An 18,883-nucleotide genomic window follows, 5' to 3' on the forward strand; every position below is an offset into this window, starting at 1 on the left:
CCCCGGGGTGGGGGCGCCGGGGCGGGCCCCCCCCACGGCGGGGGGGGGGGGGGGGGGGGGGGCGCGGCGCGGGGGGGGGGGGGGGCGCGGGGGGCCCCCCCCCCCCCCCCCCTTCTCCCGTGTCGTGGGTGTCACCGGCCCCCGGACGGAGCCGGCAGCCGCGCGCCCGGCTTGTGCACCGGGACCTTGCCGCCGTCCGAGCCCACGACCTTCCGGTCGCCGAGGGGCTCGTCGAGCGGCACCGTCCGCTCGTACTCCTTGGCGATCAGGATGCAGACCTTGTCCGGATGCGGCGTCTCGGTCACCGTGACGGTCACCTGGTCCGCGCTCTCCTTCGCCTTCGCGTCGTAGTCGGAGCACACCCCGCCCGTGAAGTGCACCGTCAGCTCGCCGTCGGCGGCGGTGTAACCGCTCACCCGTACGTCCCGGGGCTCCCCGGGCTTCGTGGCCGGCTCGTCGGACGGGGAGGGAGACGGCGAGGCGGGGGCCGCCGTGGTCAGGTACTTCGGGTCGACCGCCGGATAGGTGACCGTGACGGCGTTCTCCGCGCCCGGTGACCGCACCTCGAACAGCCAGGACGGCACCAGCGTCCGGTGCCCGCGTACCGGATGCGCGGCCAGCCCGAACACCGCGTCCTCGACCGTGGCGGTCCGCTTCCCGGAGTTCTCCGGCGCGCCGGTCGGCGGCTCACAGGCCAGGTCCGCGCGGTCACGGTGCGGTACGGGCCCGGCGCAGCCGCCGGCGCCCCCGACACCCGCGCCGGGTCCGCCGCCCGGCGCGTTCAGCAGCGCCAGCGTCTCCTTCGCGTCCAGGACGGGATACGTGTCGCCCTTGACCGGCGGCTTCACCTGCCCGTTGCCGCCGACCACCTCGCCCCGCGCGCCGACGACGACCCCGGTCGCCCAGCCGTACGTGGGCAGCCCGCCCACCTCCGGTGCCGCGTTCACGGTCCGCCGGGCGCCTACGACCTGGCTCGCGTCCAGCTTGGCGTCGTCCTGGCCCAGCGCCTTCAGTACCGGCGCCGCCGCCTTCTTCGCGGCCGCCTCGCTCACCGTGCCTCCGTCCGCCGGCGGGGCCTTGCAGACGGGGCCCTTCCCGCAGTTGTCGGTGCCGGGCGTGTAGCGGTGGAAGGTCCAGGTGCCCGGAGCCTGCCGGCTCACCGTGAGCAGCGGTCCGGAACCGTCCTTGGCGTTGCCGGCCTTCCACGCCCCGCCCCGGACGCGGGGCGCGCCCTCGATCCCCAGCGCCTCGGCCAGCCGGGCCACCTCGGCCTCGGTGACGTCGCCCTTCGCCCGGTACACGGGCGCCGAGCCGGGACCCTCGGGGAGCGGGCCGTCGGCGCGGTAGACGACGCCGTACGGGTTGGGCTCGCCGGGCGCGATGCCGTTCGGGCCGCCCCCGGAGGAGGCGCCGTGGTCGTCGAGGGGCAGCGCCGGGGGAGTGTCGTCGCCCGACGCGCCGGACGCCGTACCGCCGTCCGCGTCCCCGCCGGCGGCGGACGTGGCCAGGTAGGCGCCGCCGGCCCCCACGAGCAGGACGGCGGCGGCGACCGACGCGACCGCGGCCGCCGTGGGACGCCGCCGGGCGGGACGCCCGGGGCCGGCCTCGTCGGCGGCGGTGGCGTCGTCGTTGTCGGGTCGCTCGGTGTTCACCGCATCGCTCCTTCGGCTGTTGCTGGGGACAGCGATGGGACGCGGCGAGGCGGAATCCGGTTCCCGGGGACGGCACGCGTCGCCCGAACGGCCTCGAAGTCCGACGTTCAGTCGCCGTAGTCCGACATCGCCTCCAGCAGCCGGGCCGACGTCTGCGGCACCCGGACGCCGTGGATGAGCGAGAGGGGCACCGGGCGCAGGGAGAGGTGGACCGGCGCCGACCAGCGCGGGGTCATCCGGGCGCAGTCACCGCGCAGCGACGCCAGGTCGCCGTCCAGGTCGGCCGGGGCGGGGTCGGCGGTCCTCAGGTTCGTCATAACAGAACCGTAGACACGTCCCGTACCGCGAAGAAAGTTGTACTACCGGGTAGTTTCGCCTCCTTCGGCCGGGCGGCCGTCCCGGGTAGCGTGAACTGTCAACCCGCCTCCCTCCAGGAGAGAGTCCACGCCGTGCGCATCGCAGTCACCGGCTCCATCGCCACCGACCACCTCATGACCTTCCCCGGCCGCTTCTCCGACCAGCTCGTCGCGGACCAGCTGCACACGGTCTCGCTCTCCTTCCTGGTCGACCAGCTGGACGTACGCCGGGGCGGCGTCGGCGCGAACATCGCCTTCGGCATGGGGCAACTCGGCACCCGGCCGGTTCTGGTCGGCGCGGCCGGCCCGGACTTCGACGAGTACCGGGCCTGGCTCGACCGGCACGGCGTCGACACCGGCTCGGTCCGCATCTCCGAGACCCTGCACACCGCCCGCTTCGTCTGCACCACCGACGCCGACCACAACCAGATCGGCTCCTTCTACACGGGTGCGATGAGCGAGGCCCGCCTCATCGAGCTCAAGACCGTCGCCGACCGCGTGGGCGGCCTCGACCTGGTCTCCATCGGCGCCGACGACCCGGAGGCGATGCTCCGGCACACCGAGGAGTGCCGCACGCGGTCCATCCCCTTCGCCGCGGACTTCTCCCAGCAGATCGCCCGGATGAACGGCGACGAGATCCGGATACTGCTGGACGGGGCGACCTACCTCTTCTCCAACGAGTACGAGAAGGGGCTCATCGAGACCAAGACCGGCTGGAGCGACGCCGAGATCCTCGGCCGCGTCGGCCACCGCGTCACCACCCTCGGCGCGCGGGGCGTGCGCATCGAGCGGGCCGGCGGGGAGACCATCGAGGTCGGCGTCCCCGACGAGGAGCGCAAGGCCGACCCCACGGGCGTCGGCGACGCCTTCCGCGCGGGGTTCCTTTCGGGGCTGGCGTGGGGCGTCCCGCTGGAGCGGGCGGCGCAGGTCGGCTGCATGCTGGCGACTCTCGTCATCGAGACGGTCGGCACCCAGGAGTACCAGCTGAGCCGGGGGCACTTCATGGAGCGGTTCACCAAGGCGTACGGGGACGAGGCCGCCGTCGAGGTCCGGACGCACCTGGGCTGACTCCGGGTGCGGCGGCCACCCGGCCGCCTCACGAGGAGCATCGCCGGGTGCGGGTGCGGGTGCGGGTGCGGGTGCGGATGCCGGGTGCGGGCGCGTGAGGCCGGTCGCGCCCGCGCGGCGGAGCCGCATTTCGGCACGGCCCCGCGCCCCTTCCCGGCGTCAGCCGGTCCGGCGGACCACGTACGCCGTTCCCCTTTCCGCCGGCTCCTCGCCCACGTACTCCTGCCCCCGCATCTCGCACCACGCCGGGATGTCCAGACGGGCCGCCTCGTCGTCGGAGAGGACGCGGACCGTGCCGCCGACGGGGACGTCGCCGATGACCTTGGCCAGTTCGATCACGGGGACGGGGCAGCGCCTGCCCAGCGCGTCCACGACGAGGTCGGGGCCGGCCGCGCGGACGGCCTCCGTGGCGGCCGGCGCCCCCAGCCTCTCGCGCACCGCGGCCACCGTGCCCGGCAGCACCTCCAGGAACCGCTCGACGTCCGCGGCCGGGGTCCCGGACGGCAGGGACACCCGGACGTTGCCCTCGCTGAGCACTCCCATCGCCTTCAGGACGTGGCTCGGCGTCAGCGTGCCGCTCGTGCAGGACGAGCCGGACGACACGGAGAAACCGGCGCGGTCCAGCTCGTGCAGCAACGTCTCCCCGTCGACATAGAGACACGAGAAGGTGACGACCCCGGGCAGCCGCCGCACCGGATCGCCGACCACCTCCACGTCCGGCACCAGGGCCGGCACCCGGGCCCGGATCCGCTCGGTCAGCTCCCGCAGCCGGGCCGTCTCCGCAGCCGCCTCGGCCCGCACCGCCCGCAGCGACGCCGCCGCGGCCACGATCGCCGGAAGGTTCTCGAATCCCGGCGCCCGACCCGACTCCCGCTCGTCCCCGGCCCCTTGCGGCGCGAACCGGACACCCTTGCGTACGACGAGCAGGCCCACGCCCGAGGGCCCGCCCCACTTGTGGGCGCTGCCCGCGAGCAACGACCAGTCGCCCTCGACCGGCCCCCAGCCCAGCGACTGGGCCGCGTCCACCAGCAGCGGCACCCCCGCCGCCCGGCAGGCCTCCGCCACCCGGGTCACCGGCTGCTCGGTACCCACCTCGTGGTTGGCCGACTGCAGACAGGCCAGCGCCGTGTCCTCCCGCAGCGCCGCCGCGTACGCCTCCGGGTCCACCGCGCCCGTCCGGTCCACGGACACGTGCGTCAGACTCCCGCCGTCGGCCTCGTGCGCCTCGGCCGCATGCAGTACAGAGGAGTGTTCGACCGCTGACACGATCAGGTGACGTCCGACGCGCCGCCTCCCGGCCAGCGCCCCCGCCGTCCCCGTGTGCACCGCCCGCGTCCCCGAAGGGGTGAACACCAGCTCGTCCGGCCGGCACCGCACGCATTCGGCCGCCGCCTCCCGCGCGGCATCCAGCAGCAGCCGTGCCCGCCGCCCTTCCCGGTACAGCCGAGCGGGGTCGGCCCACCCCTCGTCGAGGGCGGCCGACAGAGCCTGCCGGGCAACGGGATGGAGGGGGGCGGCGGAAGCAGCGTCGAAGTAGGCCACACGCCAACGCTAGAACGTCCGGTGGCGAAGCGCCCCGAAGGGGCGCGGGGAACGGCCGCCAACGAGCACGACGCACCGTCAGCGGCGAAACAACCCCCCGGTCCCGCCCCCGTGGGCCCCCGCCCCACCCTCGAAGAGTGACCCCCGGCGCGTATGCCACCCTCCCCGCGACCCCCCGGAGGGCGTCGGCTAGGGTTTGGTCCGCATAAACATCAGACCCCTGCCCGACGCAGGGCGGCGACCGACCAGCGAGAAGGCCGCAGCCGAACAGCGCGGGCGAGACTCTCGGGAAGGCGCTACGTGAGTCCCAACGGCTCCGACCTCCCCCACGCCGCGGGCGGCGCGGGCGGTACCCCCACGCCGCGGCGCCCGATGCGGCGGAAGCTGCTGCAGGCACTGACCGCGGGACTGGTCCTGGCAACCGCCACCGGTTGCACATACGAGGACTTCCCCCGCCTCGGCTTGCCCACCCCCACCACGGAAGAGGCTCCGCGGATCCTCTCCCTGTGGCAGGGCTCCTGGGCTGCCGCGCTGGCCACCGGCGTGCTGGTGTGGGGCCTGATCCTGTGGAGTGTCTTCTTCCACCGGCGCAGCCGCACCAAGGTCGAGGTCCCTCCGCAGACCAGGTACAACCTGCCCATCGAGGCGCTGTACACCATGGTTCCGCTCATCATCGTCTCGGTGCTGTTCTACTTCACCGCGCGCGACGAGTCGGATCTCATGAGCCTCAAGAAGAAGCCCGACGTCACGGTCAACGTGGTCGGCTTCCAGTGGAGCTGGTGCTTCAACTACGTCGAGGACGTCTCCGGTTCCTCCGGTGACGCCAAGACCTCCAAGGAACTGGCCGCCATTCCGGACCGGTTCACGGAGGACTTCCCGGCGAACGCCGGCGGCACCTACGACTGCGGTACCCCGAGTACGCGGAACCCGCAGACCGACAACCCGGGCCCGACCCTCTGGCTCCCCAAGGGCAAGACGGTCCGCTTCGTCCTGACCTCGCGTGACGTCATCCACTCCTTCTGGGTGGTGCCGTTCCTGATGAAGCAGGACGTGATTCCGGGCCACACCAACGCCTTCGAGGTGACCCCCAACAAGGAGGGCACCTTCCTCGGCAAGTGCGCCGAGCTGTGCGGCGTGGACCACTCCCGGATGCTGTTCAACGTGAAGGTCGTCTCCCCGGAGCGCTACGAGCAGCACCTCCAGGACCTCGTGAAGAAGGGGCAGACCGGTTACGTTCCCGCGGGCATCGCGCAGACGAGCCACGAGAAGAACCGGGAGACGAACAACCTGTGAGCATCCTCAACGAACCCCAGGGTGCCTCGGCAGCGGAGGACTCGTACGAGAACGAGCTGCCGGTACGGCGCAAGCAGCCCGGCAACGTCGTGGTCAAGTGGCTGACGACCACCGACCACAAGACGATCGGCACGCTGTATCTGGTGACGTCGTTCGCGTTCTTCGTGATCGGCGGCGTGATGGCGCTGTTCATGCGCGCCGAGCTGGCCCGTCCGGGCCTGCAGATCCTGTCGAACGAACAGTTCAACCAGGCGTTCACGATGCACGGCACGATCATGCTGCTGATGTTCGCGACGCCGCTGTTCGCGGGCTTCACGAACTGGATCATGCCGCTGCAGATCGGCGCGCCGGACGTGGCCTTCCCCCGGCTGAACATGTTCGCCTACTGGCTGTACCTGTTCGGCTCGACGATCGCGGTGGGCGGGTTCCTGACCCCGCAGGGCGCGGCCGACTTCGGCTGGTTCGCCTACTCGCCGCTGTCCGACGCGGTGCACTCGCCCGGGATCGGCGGTGACCTGTGGATCATGGGTCTGGCCTTCTCCGGCTTCGGCACCATCCTCGGCTCGGTCAACTTCATCACCACGATCATCTGCATGCGCGCGCCCGGCATGACCATGTTCCGCATGCCGATCTTCACCTGGAACGTCCTGCTGACCGCGGTGCTGGTCCTGCTGGCCTTCCCGGTGCTGGCCGCGGCCCTGTTCGCGCTGGAGGCGGACCGCAAGTTCGGTGCGCACATCTTCGACGCGGCCAACGGCGGAGCCTTGCTGTGGCAGCACTTGTTCTGGTTCTTCGGGCATCCAGAGGTGTACATCATCGCGTTGCCGTTCTTCGGCATCATCAGTGAGATCATCCCGGTCTTCTCCCGCAAGCCGATGTTCGGCTACATGGGCCTGATCGGCGCGACGATCGCGATCGCGGGCCTGTCGGTGACGGTGTGGGCCCACCACATGTACGTCACCGGTGGCGTGCTGCTGCCGTTCTTCTCCTTCATGACCTTCCTGATCGCGGTCCCGACCGGTGTGAAGTTCTTCAACTGGATCGGCACCATGTGGAAGGGCTCGCTGTCCTTCGAGACACCGATGCTCTGGTCCGTCGGCTTCCTGATCACCTTCGCCTTCGGTGGTCTGACCGGTGTCATCCTGGCGTCGCCGCCGCTGGACTTCCACGTCTCGGACTCCTACTTCGTGGTGGCGCACTTCCACTACGTGGTGTTCGGCACCGTGGTGTTCGCGATGTTCGCCGGCTTCCACTTCTGGTGGCCGAAGTTCACCGGCAAGCTGCTCGACGAGCGTCTCGGCAAGATCACTTTCTGGACACTGTTCGTCGGCTTCCACGGCACCTTCCTGGTCCAGCACTGGCTGGGCGCCGAGGGCATGCCGCGCCGCTACGCCGACTACCTGGCGGCCGACGGCTTCACCGCGCTGAACACGATCTCCACGATCAGTTCGTTCCTGCTCGGCATGTCGCTCCTGCCGTTCTTCTACAACGTCTGGAAGACCGCCAAGTACGGCAAGCCGGTCAACGTGGACGACCCGTGGGGCTACGGCCGTTCGCTGGAGTGGGCGACCTCCTGCCCGCCGCCGCGGCACAACTTCCTCACGCTGCCGCGCATCCGCAGTGAATCCCCCGCCTTCGACCTGCACCACCCCGAGATCTCCGCGATCGACCAGCTGGAGAACGTCGGCCACGGTGAGAAGGCCCTCGCTGGCGGCAAGGAGGCCGGCAAGTGAAGATCCAGGGCAAGCTCTTCATCTGGCTGAGCGTCTTCATCCTCGTCGTGGCGGTCGTCTACGGCTACTGGTCCAAGGAGCCGGCCGGTACGACGGCGCTGTTCCTGGCCTTCGGCCTGGCCATCATGATCGGCTTCTACCTCGCCTTCACGGCGCGGCGGGTCGACGCCGGCGCGCAGGACGACATGGAGGCGGACGTCGCGGACGACTCCGGCGAGGTCGGGTTCTTCAGCCCGCACAGCTGGCAGCCGCTGGCGCTCGGCACCGGCGGTGCGCTCGCCTTCCTGGGCGTGGCGGTCGGCTGGTGGATCATGTACTTCTCGGCACCGGTGATCCTGGTCGGCCTGTTCGGCTGGGTCTTCGAGTACTACCGCGGTGAGAGCCGCACCCAGTAGCACGCGCCGAGCGCAGAGGGGCCCGGACACTCCGTCAGGAGCGTCCGGGCCCCTCTTCCGTCGTATCGCCCTCACTCTTCCGGATTACCCACCGTGCCGCCGTTGACGTCTCTCCCTAGCGTGAGGTCATGAGCAAATCGGTTCACTTCCAGGCGCGGGGGCGTACGGTCGTCGGCTGCACCCTGCTGGTGATCGCGCTCGGCGCGAGCGTCACCGCCTGCTTCGGCGGCGACGACCCGCTGTCCGCCACGCCCTACGACGCGGCCGGCCAGATCTCCTTCAACGGCCCCACGGACGCCGGGAAGAAGGCCGACCCGGACACACCCCTGGAGGTGGTCGCCGAGGGCGCCGACGGGCGCATCACGGACGTCACGGCCATGGACGCGACCGGCCGCTACGTCGCGGGCGAGCTGTCCGCCGATGGCGCCCGCTGGCACAGCACCTCACCGCTGGCCGCCAACGCCAGCTACACGGTGCGCGTCAGCACCGAGGACGGGGACGGGGCGCCCGGCCGCAAGGTGCTCACCTTCGAGACCGGGAAGCCCAGCGGCAAGAAGGCCCTGGGCGTCGTCTTCGGGCCCAAGGCGGGCGCGTACGGCGTCGGGCAGCCCATCACGGCGGAACTGAGCCGGCCGATCCGGGACACCGCCCAGCGGGCCACAGTGGAGCGCGCCCTGAAGGTGGACTCCACGCCCGCGGTGGAGGGCGCCTGGCACTGGGTGGACGACAAGAAGCTCCACTACCGGCCCAGGGAGTACTGGCCCGCCCACGCCACCGTCCAGGTCCACAGCAACCTCGACGGCATCAAGATCGGCGACCGGATGTGGGGCGGCAGGGCCGAGCCCCTGAAGATCACCACGGACGACCGCGTGGTGGCCGTCACCGACGCCGCCGCGCACACGCTGACGGTCTTCCAGGACGGCCAGGAGATCAAACAGCTCCCGGTCACCACGGGCAAGCCCGGCTTCGAGACCCGCAACGGAGTCAAGGTCGTCCTCGGCAAGGAACCCTTCGTACGCATGCGCAGCGCCACCGTGGGCATCGCCGAGGGCTCCTCGGAGTCGTACGACCTGCCGGTCTACTGGGCCACCCGGGTGACCTGGAGCGGCGAGTACGTGCACGCCGCCCCCTGGTCCGTCGGCTCCCAGGGCATGGCCAACGTCAGCCACGGCTGCGTCGGCATGAGCACCGCCAACGCGGAGTGGTTCTTCGACACCGTCCAGGAGGGCGACCTCGTCGAGGTCGTCAACTCCGGCGGCGAGACGATGGAACCCTTCGGCAACGGCTTCGGCGACTGGAACCTGGACTGGACCAAGTGGCGCACGGGCAGCGCCCTGACGGGCGGCAGTGGAAACGCCGCCGGCAACCAGGACACGGCACGCCTGCGCCCGACGGCTGTGTAGCGCCCCGAAAGAGGGCGGCGCCGTGCCGAGGTCCCGTCGCGCGGGCGCGATCGGCCCCCACCGGCCCGCGGTCGCCGGACGACGCGGCCGACGGGTTCCAGGCGCCCTAGACGCCCTGCAGCCTCTTCTCTCGCAACAGCGCCGCCAGCGCGGACGCGAACTCCACCGGCTCCACCGGCAGCGTCACGGCCGCCTCCGCCCGGCTCCAGGTCGCCAGCCAGGCGTCCTGCGGCCGGGCGATGAGCAGCAGCACCGGCGGGCACTGGAAGACCTCGTCCTTGATCTGGCGGCACATGCCCATGCCTCCCATGGGTACCGCCTCGCCGTCCAGGACGCAGACGTCGATCCCGCCCTTGTCCAGCTCCTTGAGCACGGCGGCCGGAGTGGCGCATTCCACGAACTCGACCACGGGCACGTCCGGAGCCGGCCGGCGGCCGGTCGCGAGCCGCACCTGTTCGCGGGTGCTGGAGTCGTCGCTGTAGACCAGCACCGTGGCGGTCGCCTGCATGCTTCCTCCGATACGCGGTGGAGACTGTCGTAGCCCGTTGGGCCGGATGCTACTCCCTCGACCACCCGGCCGACACCGGTTCGTTCGCTGCTTCGACGGGCCGTTCGATGGGCCATCCGGGCAGTACAGACAGGGTGAACACTCCGAACGGCACCCCCCGGGGTGAGGGCGGGATAAGCGACCGACATAATGTCGGTCGTGGCGACAGCAACGACAGTAGAAACCGGGCACGCGCACCCGTCGGTCAACCGGCCGAACCTCACCAGCGTCGGAACCATCATCTGGTTGAGTTCCGAGCTGATGTTCTTCGCGGCCCTCTTCGCGATGTACTTCACCCTGCGATCGGTGACGGGTCCGGACTTCTGGTCCGAGAAGGCCCACGCGCTGAACGTCCCGTTCTCCGCGACGAACACCACGGTCCTGGTGCTCTCCTCCCTCACCTGCCAGCTCGGCGTGTTCGCGGCCGAGCGCGGTGATGTGAAGAAGCTCCGGATGTGGTTCATCGTCACCTTCGTGATGGGTGCGATCTTCATCGGCGGTCAGGTGTTCGAGTACACCGAACTGGTCAAGAAGGACGGGATCTCCCTGTCCTCCGACCCGTACGGCTCGGCGTTCTACCTGACCACCGGCTTCCACGGACTGCACGTGACGGGCGGTCTCATCGCCTTCCTGCTGGTCCTCGGCCGTACCTACGCGGCCCGGAGGTTCACCCACGAGCAGGCGACCGCCGCCATCGTCGTGTCCTACTACTGGCACTTCGTCGATGTGGTCTGGATCGGCCTGTTCGCCACGATCTACCTGATCAAGTAGTCGCGGCACGCACCCGCGCAATACCCAGAAGCATCGACGCAGAAGATCCTGACACCGGGGTAATCCGTGAAAAAGCTCTCCGCACGACGACGCCATCCGCTGGCGGCACTCGTCGTCCTACTCCTCGCGCTGGCATGCACAGGGGGGCTGTACGCCGCGTTCGCACCCGCGAGCAAGGCGCAGGCCGATGAAACCGCCCAGTCCCTCGCCATCGACGAGGGCAAGAAGCTCTACGCCGTCGGCTGTGCCAGTTGCCACGGCACCGGAGGGCAGGGCACCACCGACGGTCCGAGCCTGGTCGGCGTGGGCGCCGCGGCCGTCGACTTCCAGGTGGGCACCGGCCGTATGCCGGCCCAGCAGCCCGGCGCGCAGATCCCGGAGAAGAAGGTCGTCTACTCCCAGGCGGAGATCGACCAGCTCGCTGCCTACATCGCCTCGCTGGGGGCCGGTCCGGCCATCCCCTCGGAGGAGAAGTACGGCCCGGAGGGCGCGGACATCGCCAAGGGCGGCGAACTGTTCCGCACCAACTGCGCGCAGTGCCACAACTTCACCGGCAAGGGTGGCGCCCTGACGCACGGCAAGTACGCGCCGAGCCTCGAGGGTGCCGACCCGAAGCACATCTACGAGGCCATGCAGACCGGCCCGCAGAACATGCCCTCCTTCCCCGACACCATGCTGTCGGAGCAGAACAAGAAGGACATCATCGCCTACCTGGACGCGGTCAACGGCGACGACTCCGAGAGCCCGGGTGGTCTCAGCCTCGGCGGACTCGGCCCGGTCAGTGAGGGTCTGTTCGCCTGGGTGTTCGGACTGGGCGTGCTGATCGCCGTCGCCGTCTGGGTCGCCGCTCGGACCGCAAAGGCCAAGAAGTCATGAGTAGCCAAGACATTCCAGAAGAGAACCTGCCCACCGCGCAGGACACCCCGCACGGTTCGGTGAAGGTCGCGGACGAGAAGAACCCGTTCGCCGACCCGGGCCTGCCGCCCCACGAGCCCCGGGTCCAGGACGTCGACGAGCGGGCCGCCAAGCGGTCCGAGCGCACGGTCGCCCTGCTGTTCACGCTGTCGATGCTGGCCACCATCGGCTTCATCGCCTCGTTCGTGGCGATCGACGTCGACAAGTCGGTCTACATCTTCCCGCTCGGTCACATCAGTGCGCTGAACTTCGCGCTCGGCATGACGCTCGGCGTCGCGCTGTTCGCCATCGGCGCGGGCGCGGTCCACTGGGCCCGCACCCTGATGTCCGACGAGGAGGTCGCCGACGAGCGCCACCCGATCGAGGCGTCCCCCGAGGTCCGTGCCAAGGTCCACGCGGACTTCAAGCAGGGTGCCAAGGAGTCCGTGATCGGGCGCCGCAAGCTGATCCGCAACACGATGCTGGGCGCGCTCACCCTGGTGCCGCTCTCCGGCGTCGTCCTGCTGCGCGACCTCGGCCCGCTGCCCGGGACCAAGCTCCGCCACACCCTGTGGTCCAAGGGCAAGCTGCTCGTCAACATGAACACCAACGAGCCGCTGCGTCCCTCCGACGTCGCGGTGGGCTCGCTCACCTTCGCCAAGCCCGAGGGCCTGGAGGAGCACGACGAGGAGTTCCAGAACGAGATCGCCAAGGCGGCCCTGATGATCATCCGGCTGGAGCCGGAGGCCATCAAGGACAAGCGCGAGCTCGAGTGGTCGCACGAGGGCATCGTGGCGTACTCGAAGATCTGCACCCACGTCGGTTGCCCGGTCTCCCTGTACGAGCAGCAGACGCACCACGCGCTCTGCCCCTGCCACCAGTCCACCTTCGACCTTGCCGACGGTGCCCGGGTCATCTTCGGTCCCGCCGGTCACGCCCTGCCGCAGCTGCGCATCGGCGTGAACGACGAGGGTTACCTCGAAGCGCTCAGCGACTTCGAAGTACCCGTCGGTCCTGCCTTCTGGGAGCGCGGATGAGCACTACAGCAAACGAAGCCCCCCGCTCTCGCGGGAAGGCACCGGCCGGCGAGCGCGTCGCCGACTGGGCCGACGGCCGGCTGGGGATCTACTCCCTGGCCAAGTCCAACATGCGCAAGATCTTCCCCGACCACTGGTCGTTCATGCTGGGTGAGGTCTGCCTCTACAGCTTCATCATCATCATCCTCACGGGTGTGTACCTGACGCTGTTCTTCCACCCGTCGATGACCGAGGTCACGTACCACGGCTCGTACGTGCCGCTGCAGGGCCAGCTGATGAGTGAGGCCTACGCCTCGACTCTGGACATCAGCTTCGACGTCCGCGGTGGTCTGCTGATCCGGCAGATCCACCACTGGGCCGCGCTGATCTTCCTGGCCGGCATGTTCGTGCACATGATGCGCGTCTTCTTCACCGGCGCGTTCCGCAAGCCGCGTGAGATCAACTGGCTGTTCGGCTTCCTGCTGCTCGTCCTGGGCATGTTCACCGGCTTCACCGGTTACTCGCTCCCGGACGACCTGCTCTCGGGTACCGGCATCCGCTTCATGGAGGGCGCGATCCTGTCCGTGCCGATCGTCGGCACGTACATCTCGTTCTTCCTGTTCGGCGGGGAGTTCCCCGGCCACGACTTCGTGTCCCGGTTCTACTCGATCCACATCCTGCTGCTGCCGGGCATCATGCTCGGGCTGCTGGTGGGCCACCTGATCCTGGTCTTCTACCACAAGCACACGCAGTTCGCGGGCCCCGGCAAGACCAACAAGAACGTCGTCGGCATGCCGCTGCTGCCGGTGTACACGGCGAAGGCCGGAGGCTTCTTCTTCCTGGTCTTCGGTGTGATCTCCGCCGTCTCGGCCATCGCCACGATCAACCCGATCTGGGCCATCGGCCCCTACCGGCCCGATCAGGTCTCCACCGGCGCACAGCCCGACTGGTACATGGGCTTCTCCGAGGGCCTGATCCGTGTGATGCCCGGCTGGGAGATCAACGCCTGGGGCCACACACTCGTCCTGGGCGTGCTCATCCCGCTGATGATCTTCCCGCTGGTCCTGGCGGCGATCGCGGTCTACCCGTTCATCGAGTCCTGGGTCACCGGCGACAGGCGCGAGCACCACATCCTGGACCGCCCGCGCAACGCCCCGACCCGTACGGCCTTCGGTGTCGCCTGGCTGACGGTCTACTTCGTGCTGCTGATCGGTGGCGGCAACGACCTGTGGGCCACGCACTTCCACCTGTCGATCAACGCGATCACCTGGTTCGTCCGCATCACCTTCTTCGTCGGACCGGTCCTCGCCTTCATCGCCACCAAGCGGATCTGCCTCGGCCTCCAGCGCCGGGACAGGGACAAGGTGCTGCACGGCCGCGAGTCGGGCATCATCAAGCGTCTGCCGCACGGTGAGTTCATCGAGGTGCACGAGCCGCTCAGCCAGGAGCAGCTGCACACGCTCACGGCTCACGAGCAGTACGAGCCGGCCGAGATCGGCCCGACGGTCGACGAGAACGGCGTCGAGCGCAAGGCGACGGGCGCCGAGAAGCTCCGCGCCAAGCTCAGCGAGGCGTACTACGGCGAGGAATCGCAGATTCCGAAGCCGACCGTCGAGGAGTACAAGGAGATCACGAGCGGCCACGGCCACCACTGACCCCTCAGCGTCGCCACACCACGGTCGAAGGGCCCCGTTCCGGTCTGCGGACGGGGCCCTTCGCCGTGCCCGGTGCTGGATAGGGTGGGCCCCGCACCCCCACTTCGACGACGCACACGAATCAGGAGCGGCTGATGAGCGCTGTGACCCCCGCTGGAGGCGACACCACGGCGGACCGCTCCTGGCCCGTCCTGCTGAACGGACTGCTGGACGGCCGCGACCTGTCCGCGGACGACACCGCCTGGGCACTGGACGTGATCATGCGCGGGGAGGCGACCGACGCGCAGATCGCCGGCTTCGCGGTGGCCCTGCGGTCCAAGGGCGAGACCGTCGACGAGCTCTCCGGTCTCGTGCGCACCATGTACGCCCACGCCAACGTGATCGAGGTGCCGGGGGAGACCGTCGACATCGTCGGTACCGGCGGCGACGGCGCCAAGACGGTCAACATCTCCACCATGTCGGCGATCGTCGTGGCCGGCACGGGAGCGAAGGTCGTCAAGCACGGCAACCGGGCCGCCTCCTCCGCGTCCGGCGCCTCCGACGTCCTGGAGAAACTCGGGGTCAATCTGGAGCTGACGCCGAAGCGGGTGGCGGAGGTCGCGGAGGAGGCCGGCATCACCTTCTGCTTCGCCGTGAGGTTCCACCCGGCGCTTCGCCATGTGGCGGCGGCCCGCGGGCAGCTCGGCATCCGCACGGTGTTCAACTTCCTGGGACCGCTGACCAACCCCGCCCGGGTGAAGGCCCAGGCGATCGGGGTCGCCCACGCCCGGATGGCACCGATCATCGCCGGTGTCTTCGCCGAGCGCGGTCACTCCTCCCTGGTCTTCCGCGGCGACGACGGCCTCGACGAGCTGACCACGACCTCCACCTCCCGGGTCTGGACCGTGCGGGACGGAAAGGTGACCGAGGAGACCTTCGACCCGCGGGACGTCGGTATCGAGCTGGTCCCGGTCGAGGCACTGCGCGGCGCCGACGCCTCCTACAACGCCGATGTCGCCCGCCGTCTGCTGGCGGGCGAGACGGGCCCGGTGCGTGACGCGGTCCTGCTGAACTCCGCGGCGGCGCTGGTGGCCCTGGAGCCCGGCGAGGGGACCCTGGCCGAGCGGCTGCGGGCCGGAATGGACCGGGCGGCCGAGGCGATCGACTCGGGCGCCGCCAAGCGCGCCCTGGACCGCTGGGTGGCCGCGAGCCACGCGTAGCGCGGCGGTGCGCCGATGTGACGTGCGTCCCGCGATCCGGACTCGGGTTGCGGGACGCCGATCACGTCCCATAGATTCTCGGTCAGGTCATGAGTGACAGTCATGAGGCCCCGGCCGACTGTCCGGCAACCCTCCGTCCGTGGCGGGGTGCCCCGGGTGAAGACCAGGCCGTGGACAGCAAGGTCCACGGCAAGCGCGGACCCCTCGCGAAACCAGGGGTCCTGGGTCGTCCGAGGGAGTCTCCCGTGAACCAGCGAATGCGCTAGGGCCGCAGAGCCCCGCCTCCGCATCGCCTTCTCCGCCTTCTCCGCCTTTCCGGGCTTCAGCCACGCCCGAGCCGTTCCGGTTCGGGTGGTGATGCCCGCTGCCTTCACGGGAGTACCCCCATGTCCGTCTCCACCCTTGCCGCCGACCAGGCCCTCCGCGCCCCGCTGCCCGTTCTCGGCCGGGACGTCACCGTTCCGCTCGTCACCGGTGGGGAGGTCGCCTACGCCGCGCTCGACTACGCCGCAAGCGCGCCCGCGCTCCAGCGGGTCTGGGACGACGTGGCCGCCTACGCCCCGTACTACGGCAGCGTCCACCGCGGCGCCGGGTACCTCTCGCAGCTGTCGACCGACCTGTTCGAGAACGCCCGCGGGACCGTCGCGGAGTTCCTCGGCTGCCGGGAGGAGGACCAGGTGGTCTTCACCCGGTCCACCACCGACTCCCTCAACCTGCTCGCCGCCGCGCTGCCCGCGGGCTGCCGGGTCTTCGTCTTCGAGACCGAGCACCACGCCTCACTGCTGCCCTGGCGGGACGCCGACGTGACCTGCCTCGACGCCCCGCGCACCCCCGCGCAGGCCGTCGGCACCCTTCAGCGGGCCCTCGCCGCCCGTGAGCCGTACGGGCCCGCCCTGGTCTGCGTCACCGGCGCCTCCAACGTCACCGGCGAGCTGTGGCCGGTGCGCGAACTGGCCGCCGCCGCGCACGCGCACGGCGCCCGGATCGTGCTGGACGCCGCCCAGCTCGCCCCGCACCGCCCCGTCTCGGTGACCGACCTGGACGTGGACTGGGTCGCCTTCTCCGGGCACAAGCTGTACGCCCCCTTCGGCTCCGGGGTGCTGGCCGGGCGCGCCGACTGGCTCCGTGAGGCCGAGCCGTACCTCGCCGGCGGCGGCGCCAGCCGCAGTGTCTCCCGGCGGGCCGACGGCGGCGTGGACGTCCAGTGGCACGACAGTGCCGCGCGGCACGAGGCCGGGTCGCCCAACGTCATCGGCGCCCACGCCGTCGCCTCGGCCTGCAGGGCGCTCACCGAGGCCGGGTTCGACACGCTGGTGGCCCGCGAGGAGTACCTGATCGGGAAGGTCAGGGAAGGCCTCGCGGAGGTGCCCCAGGTGCGGATCCTCTCCCTCTTCGGCGACGACGCGCCCCGCGTCGGCGTGCTGTCCTTCGTCGTCGAGGGCTGGAACAGCTCGCACTTCGCCGCCGCGCTCTCCGCCGAGTACGGCATCGGCGTGCGCGACGGCCTGTTCTGCGCCCACCCCCTGGTGCGCACCCTGCTCGGCAGCGCCCCCCAGACGCAGGGCGCGTGCGGCGCCCCCGAGGCGGTGCCCGGGGAGAAGTCCCTGAACGCCGTCCGCGTGAGCTTCGGCGCGGGCACCCCGGACGAGCACGTCGAGCGGTTCGTGAGCGCCGTCCGGGAACTGGTGAGCGAGGGGGCCCGCTGGAACTACCGCACCGAGGACGGGCGTTGCGTGCCCGACACGACCTCCGCCGCCGACGCCTGAGCAGACCGGGCCGCCCGGCCCGGCAGCCGGGTGCACCTGCTGGCCGGGGCCTTGCCGCGCGGGCTCCCGGTGGTCCCGGTGCCTCCCGCACGGGGAACCCTTCACGAAGGGGTCAGTTGTCGAGCCCGATGGCGAACGCCGCCTCCAGGTCGTGCTGCGAGTAGGTCCGGAACGCCACGTGGGTGTCCGTGCCCTCCACGCCCGGGATCCTGCTGATCCGGCCGGGGATGACCTCGGCCAGGTCCTCGTGCTGATGCACGCGCACCATGGCGATCAGGTCGTAGGTGCCGGTGACGGAGAAGACCTCGCTGACACTCTCCAGCGCGGCGATCTGCTCCGCGATCTCGGGAATGCGGTCCACGCTGGTCTTGATGAGGACGATCGCACTGATCACGGCTGGTTCTCTCCCTCGGGCGCCGCCACTGGAACGCTCTTCACTCTAGTCGTACGTCCAAACCGCACCCAGGCGAAGACGAAGCCCAGTGCGAAGCCCACCAGATGCGCGAGGTACGCCACCCCCGGGCCGTCACCGGCCCGCCCCGCCGCCATCCACTGCAGGGCCGCCCAGAACGGCAGCACGAGCCAGGCGGGGAAGCGCAGCGGCAGGAAGAAGAGGAAGGGCAGGAGGCTGGTCACCCGGGCCCTGGGGAAGAGGAACAGGAACGCGCCGAGGACCGCGGAGATCGCCCCCGAGGCGCCGACCAGGGACTGCTGGGAGTGATCGTTGGCGCCCGCGTAGCCGAGCAGGGCCAGGTAGCCGCAGCCGAGGTAGAACAGGGCGAACTGGAGCCGGCCCATCCGTTCCTCGGTCATCGCGCCGAAGACGCAGAGGAAGAGCATGTTGCCCAGCAGGTGCACCCAACTGCCGTGGACGAACAGGGCCGTGGCCGGGGTGAGGGCGGACCCGGGGGAGTCCTCGAACAGTTCTGCGGGGATCACGCCCCAGCGGCGGAAGTAGGCGCGCTGCGCGGCGAGCAGCTCGTCCCCGCCGCCGTACAACGGATTCAGACCCGCCGCCGGGCTGATCAGGAACAGCAGGCAGCACAGCGTGATCAGTGTGTACGTCACCGGTGCCGCCCGGCCCCGCGACGGGCGGGCCGGTCCGAGCGCCCTGACCGTTCCGACCGTTCTGCGGGCCACCGTGCTCCAGTTGCGGATCATGGGCACAGAGCATGACGCAACGGGCCCAGGGGCTCGTAGCGCCTCGCCGCCGTGGACACGCGGGCGTCGGGTACCCGCCAGGCCTTAGGGTTACGAGCCACACGCACCGGGGCGGCCCGGCGCGTCACCGACACTGGAAGAGAGTGAACAGCCACGATGACGGTTCCCCTGCCGACCGACACGACGCGGTGGCGCTGCACCCTCTGCGGCAACCTCACCCGCTTCGACGTGACCCGGGCCTCGAAGGTCGTCGAGTACGTGCACCTCGATCTGGCCGGCGAGCCGAAGGTGGAGGAGCGCGAGGTGCTCAGTGAGACCATCGAGTCGGTGCGGTGCCGCTGGTGCAACGCCGTGGACCAGGTGGAACTCGTGGACAGGCCGGGTGCCGCCTCCTGAGCGGAGCGGCCCCGCACAAGGCGATTCCGGCCCGGG

The 18,883-nt window shown here is 70.5% G+C and carries 18 protein-coding genes and 1 riboswitch; of the genes, 12 read left to right on the forward strand and 6 right to left on the reverse strand.

The annotated features are described in order from the left end of the window. Positions 1 to 131: 131 nt before the first annotated feature. Together ACGFYH_RS02390 and ACGFYH_RS02395 are read right to left on the reverse strand one after the other, a co-directional pair. Positions 132 to 1,652: a hypothetical protein gene (locus tag ACGFYH_RS02390; protein WP_393801243.1), complete on the reverse strand. Its 1,521-nt coding sequence runs from the start codon at positions 1,650 to 1,652 to the stop codon at positions 132 to 134. 107 nt (positions 1,653 to 1,759) lie between these two features. After that, positions 1,760 to 1,969, reverse strand: a complete 210-nt coding sequence (locus ACGFYH_RS02395) for a hypothetical protein (RefSeq protein WP_393801244.1) — start codon at positions 1,967 to 1,969, stop codon at positions 1,760 to 1,762. Positions 1,970 to 2,101: 132 nt separating this feature from the next. Between ACGFYH_RS02395 and ACGFYH_RS02400 the strand changes: the two genes are divergently transcribed. Beyond that, a complete protein-coding gene (locus ACGFYH_RS02400) occupies positions 2,102 to 3,076 on the forward strand; it encodes a carbohydrate kinase family protein (RefSeq protein ID WP_393801245.1) in 975 nt (324 codons plus the stop codon). Between the two features lie 159 nt (positions 3,077 to 3,235). On the opposite strand, the gene ACGFYH_RS02405 is transcribed toward ACGFYH_RS02400, so the two are convergent. Further along, complete coding sequence (locus ACGFYH_RS02405; protein ID WP_393801246.1) at positions 3,236 to 4,618, reverse strand: cysteine desulfurase/sulfurtransferase TusA family protein; 1,383 nt, start codon at positions 4,616 to 4,618, stop codon at positions 3,236 to 3,238. Between the two features lie 300 nt (positions 4,619 to 4,918). Here ACGFYH_RS02405 and coxB point away from each other — a divergent pair, with 300 nt between their 5' ends. The 4 genes from coxB to ACGFYH_RS02425 all read left to right on the forward strand — a co-directional run bounded on the left by coxB (position 4,919) and on the right by ACGFYH_RS02425 (position 9,442). Beyond that, entirely contained in the window at positions 4,919 to 5,911 is a 993-nt protein-coding gene (coxB, locus tag ACGFYH_RS02410) for a cytochrome c oxidase subunit II (RefSeq protein ID WP_393801247.1), read from the forward strand. After that, complete coding sequence (gene ctaD / locus ACGFYH_RS02415; RefSeq protein ID WP_393801248.1) at positions 5,908 to 7,644, forward strand: cytochrome c oxidase subunit I; 1,737 nt, start codon at positions 5,908 to 5,910, stop codon at positions 7,642 to 7,644. The genes coxB and ctaD overlap by 4 nt, the downstream gene beginning before the upstream one ends. After that, positions 7,641 to 8,039 (forward strand): cytochrome c oxidase subunit 4, encoded by a 399-nt coding sequence (locus ACGFYH_RS02420; protein WP_393801249.1) that lies wholly within the window; start codon positions 7,641 to 7,643, stop codon positions 8,037 to 8,039. Before ctaD ends, ACGFYH_RS02420 begins: the two co-directional genes overlap by 4 nt. A 128-nt stretch (positions 8,040 to 8,167) precedes the next feature. Then, complete coding sequence (locus ACGFYH_RS02425) at positions 8,168 to 9,442, forward strand: Ig-like domain-containing protein (RefSeq protein WP_393801250.1); 1,275 nt, start codon at positions 8,168 to 8,170, stop codon at positions 9,440 to 9,442. Positions 9,443 to 9,548: 106 nt separating this feature from the next. On the opposite strand, the gene ACGFYH_RS02430 is transcribed toward ACGFYH_RS02425, so the two are convergent. Beyond that, positions 9,549 to 9,950, reverse strand: coding sequence for a hypothetical protein (locus tag ACGFYH_RS02430; RefSeq protein WP_393801251.1), 402 nt, complete (start codon positions 9,948 to 9,950; stop codon positions 9,549 to 9,551). A gap of 189 nt (positions 9,951 to 10,139) precedes the next feature. Between ACGFYH_RS02430 and ACGFYH_RS02435 the strand changes: the two genes are divergently transcribed. From ACGFYH_RS02435 to ACGFYH_RS02460, 6 genes are all read left to right on the forward strand, one after another. Next, positions 10,140 to 10,760: a heme-copper oxidase subunit III gene (locus ACGFYH_RS02435; protein WP_393801252.1), complete on the forward strand. Its 621-nt coding sequence runs from the start codon at positions 10,140 to 10,142 to the stop codon at positions 10,758 to 10,760. 66 nt (positions 10,761 to 10,826) lie between these two features. After that, positions 10,827 to 11,636, forward strand: coding sequence for a c-type cytochrome (locus tag ACGFYH_RS02440; protein WP_393801253.1), 810 nt, complete (start codon positions 10,827 to 10,829; stop codon positions 11,634 to 11,636). Further along, positions 11,633 to 12,691: a Rieske 2Fe-2S domain-containing protein gene (locus tag ACGFYH_RS02445; RefSeq protein ID WP_393801254.1), complete on the forward strand. Its 1,059-nt coding sequence runs from the start codon at positions 11,633 to 11,635 to the stop codon at positions 12,689 to 12,691. The genes ACGFYH_RS02440 and ACGFYH_RS02445 overlap by 4 nt, the downstream gene beginning before the upstream one ends. Further along, the gene (locus tag ACGFYH_RS02450; protein ID WP_393801255.1) at positions 12,688 to 14,325 is read left to right on the forward strand and encodes a cytochrome bc complex cytochrome b subunit; all 1,638 of its coding nucleotides are present in this window, start codon (positions 12,688 to 12,690) and stop codon (positions 14,323 to 14,325) included. The genes ACGFYH_RS02445 and ACGFYH_RS02450 overlap by 4 nt, the downstream gene beginning before the upstream one ends. Positions 14,326 to 14,459: 134 nt before the next feature. After that, on the forward strand, positions 14,460 to 15,524 hold the full coding sequence (gene trpD, locus ACGFYH_RS02455) for an anthranilate phosphoribosyltransferase (protein ID WP_393801256.1): 1,065 nt from the start codon (positions 14,460 to 14,462) through the stop codon (positions 15,522 to 15,524). Positions 15,525 to 15,609: 85 nt separating this feature from the next. Continuing rightward, positions 15,610 to 15,726: riboswitch (SAM riboswitch) on the forward strand. Positions 15,727 to 15,910: 184 nt separating this feature from the next. Next, the gene (locus ACGFYH_RS02460; protein ID WP_393801257.1) at positions 15,911 to 17,290 is read left to right on the forward strand and encodes an aminotransferase class V-fold PLP-dependent enzyme; all 1,380 of its coding nucleotides are present in this window, start codon (positions 15,911 to 15,913) and stop codon (positions 17,288 to 17,290) included. Positions 17,291 to 17,402: 112 nt separating this feature from the next. Here ACGFYH_RS02460 and ACGFYH_RS02465 read toward each other — a convergent pair whose 3' ends face one another. Together ACGFYH_RS02465 and ACGFYH_RS02470 are read right to left on the reverse strand one after the other, a co-directional pair. Then, on the reverse strand, positions 17,403 to 17,684 hold the full coding sequence (locus ACGFYH_RS02465; RefSeq protein ID WP_393801258.1) for an Lrp/AsnC family transcriptional regulator: 282 nt from the start codon (positions 17,682 to 17,684) through the stop codon (positions 17,403 to 17,405). After that, positions 17,681 to 18,451, reverse strand: coding sequence for a rhomboid family intramembrane serine protease (locus ACGFYH_RS02470; protein ID WP_393801259.1), 771 nt, complete (start codon positions 18,449 to 18,451; stop codon positions 17,681 to 17,683). The genes ACGFYH_RS02465 and ACGFYH_RS02470 overlap by 4 nt, the downstream gene beginning before the upstream one ends. Before the next feature lie 156 nt (positions 18,452 to 18,607). Between ACGFYH_RS02470 and ACGFYH_RS02475 the strand changes: the two genes are divergently transcribed. Beyond that, entirely contained in the window at positions 18,608 to 18,847 is a 240-nt protein-coding gene (locus ACGFYH_RS02475; RefSeq protein WP_031030820.1) for a hypothetical protein, read from the forward strand. Positions 18,848 to 18,883 lie beyond the last annotated feature (36 nt).

The organism is Streptomyces sp. NPDC048392 (assembly GCF_043200575.1).
GTDB lineage: Bacteria > Actinomycetota > Actinomycetes > Streptomycetales > Streptomycetaceae > Streptomyces.

Excerpts from the sequence above, each read along its gene's own strand:
- ACGFYH_RS02395 (WP_393801244.1), bottom strand. The coding sequence starts at position 1,969 with ATGACGAACCTGAGGACCGCCGACCCCGCCCCGGCCGACCTGGACGGC.
- ACGFYH_RS02425 (WP_393801250.1), top strand. The coding sequence starts at position 8,168 with ATGAGCAAATCGGTTCACTTCCAGGCGCGGGGGCGTACGGTCGTCGGC.
- ACGFYH_RS02430 (WP_393801251.1), bottom strand. The coding sequence starts at position 9,950 with ATGCAGGCGACCGCCACGGTGCTGGTCTACAGCGACGACTCCAGCACC.
- ACGFYH_RS02435 (WP_393801252.1), top strand. The coding sequence starts at position 10,140 with ATGTCGGTCGTGGCGACAGCAACGACAGTAGAAACCGGGCACGCGCAC.
- ACGFYH_RS02445 (WP_393801254.1), top strand. The coding sequence starts at position 11,633 with ATGAGTAGCCAAGACATTCCAGAAGAGAACCTGCCCACCGCGCAGGAC.
- ACGFYH_RS02450 (WP_393801255.1), top strand. The coding sequence starts at position 12,688 with ATGAGCACTACAGCAAACGAAGCCCCCCGCTCTCGCGGGAAGGCACCG.
- trpD (WP_393801256.1), top strand. The coding sequence starts at position 14,460 with ATGAGCGCTGTGACCCCCGCTGGAGGCGACACCACGGCGGACCGCTCC.
- ACGFYH_RS02460 (WP_393801257.1), top strand. The coding sequence starts at position 15,911 with ATGTCCGTCTCCACCCTTGCCGCCGACCAGGCCCTCCGCGCCCCGCTG.
- ACGFYH_RS02470 (WP_393801259.1), bottom strand. The coding sequence starts at position 18,451 with ATGATCCGCAACTGGAGCACGGTGGCCCGCAGAACGGTCGGAACGGTC.
- ACGFYH_RS02475 (WP_031030820.1), top strand. The coding sequence starts at position 18,608 with ATGACGGTTCCCCTGCCGACCGACACGACGCGGTGGCGCTGCACCCTC.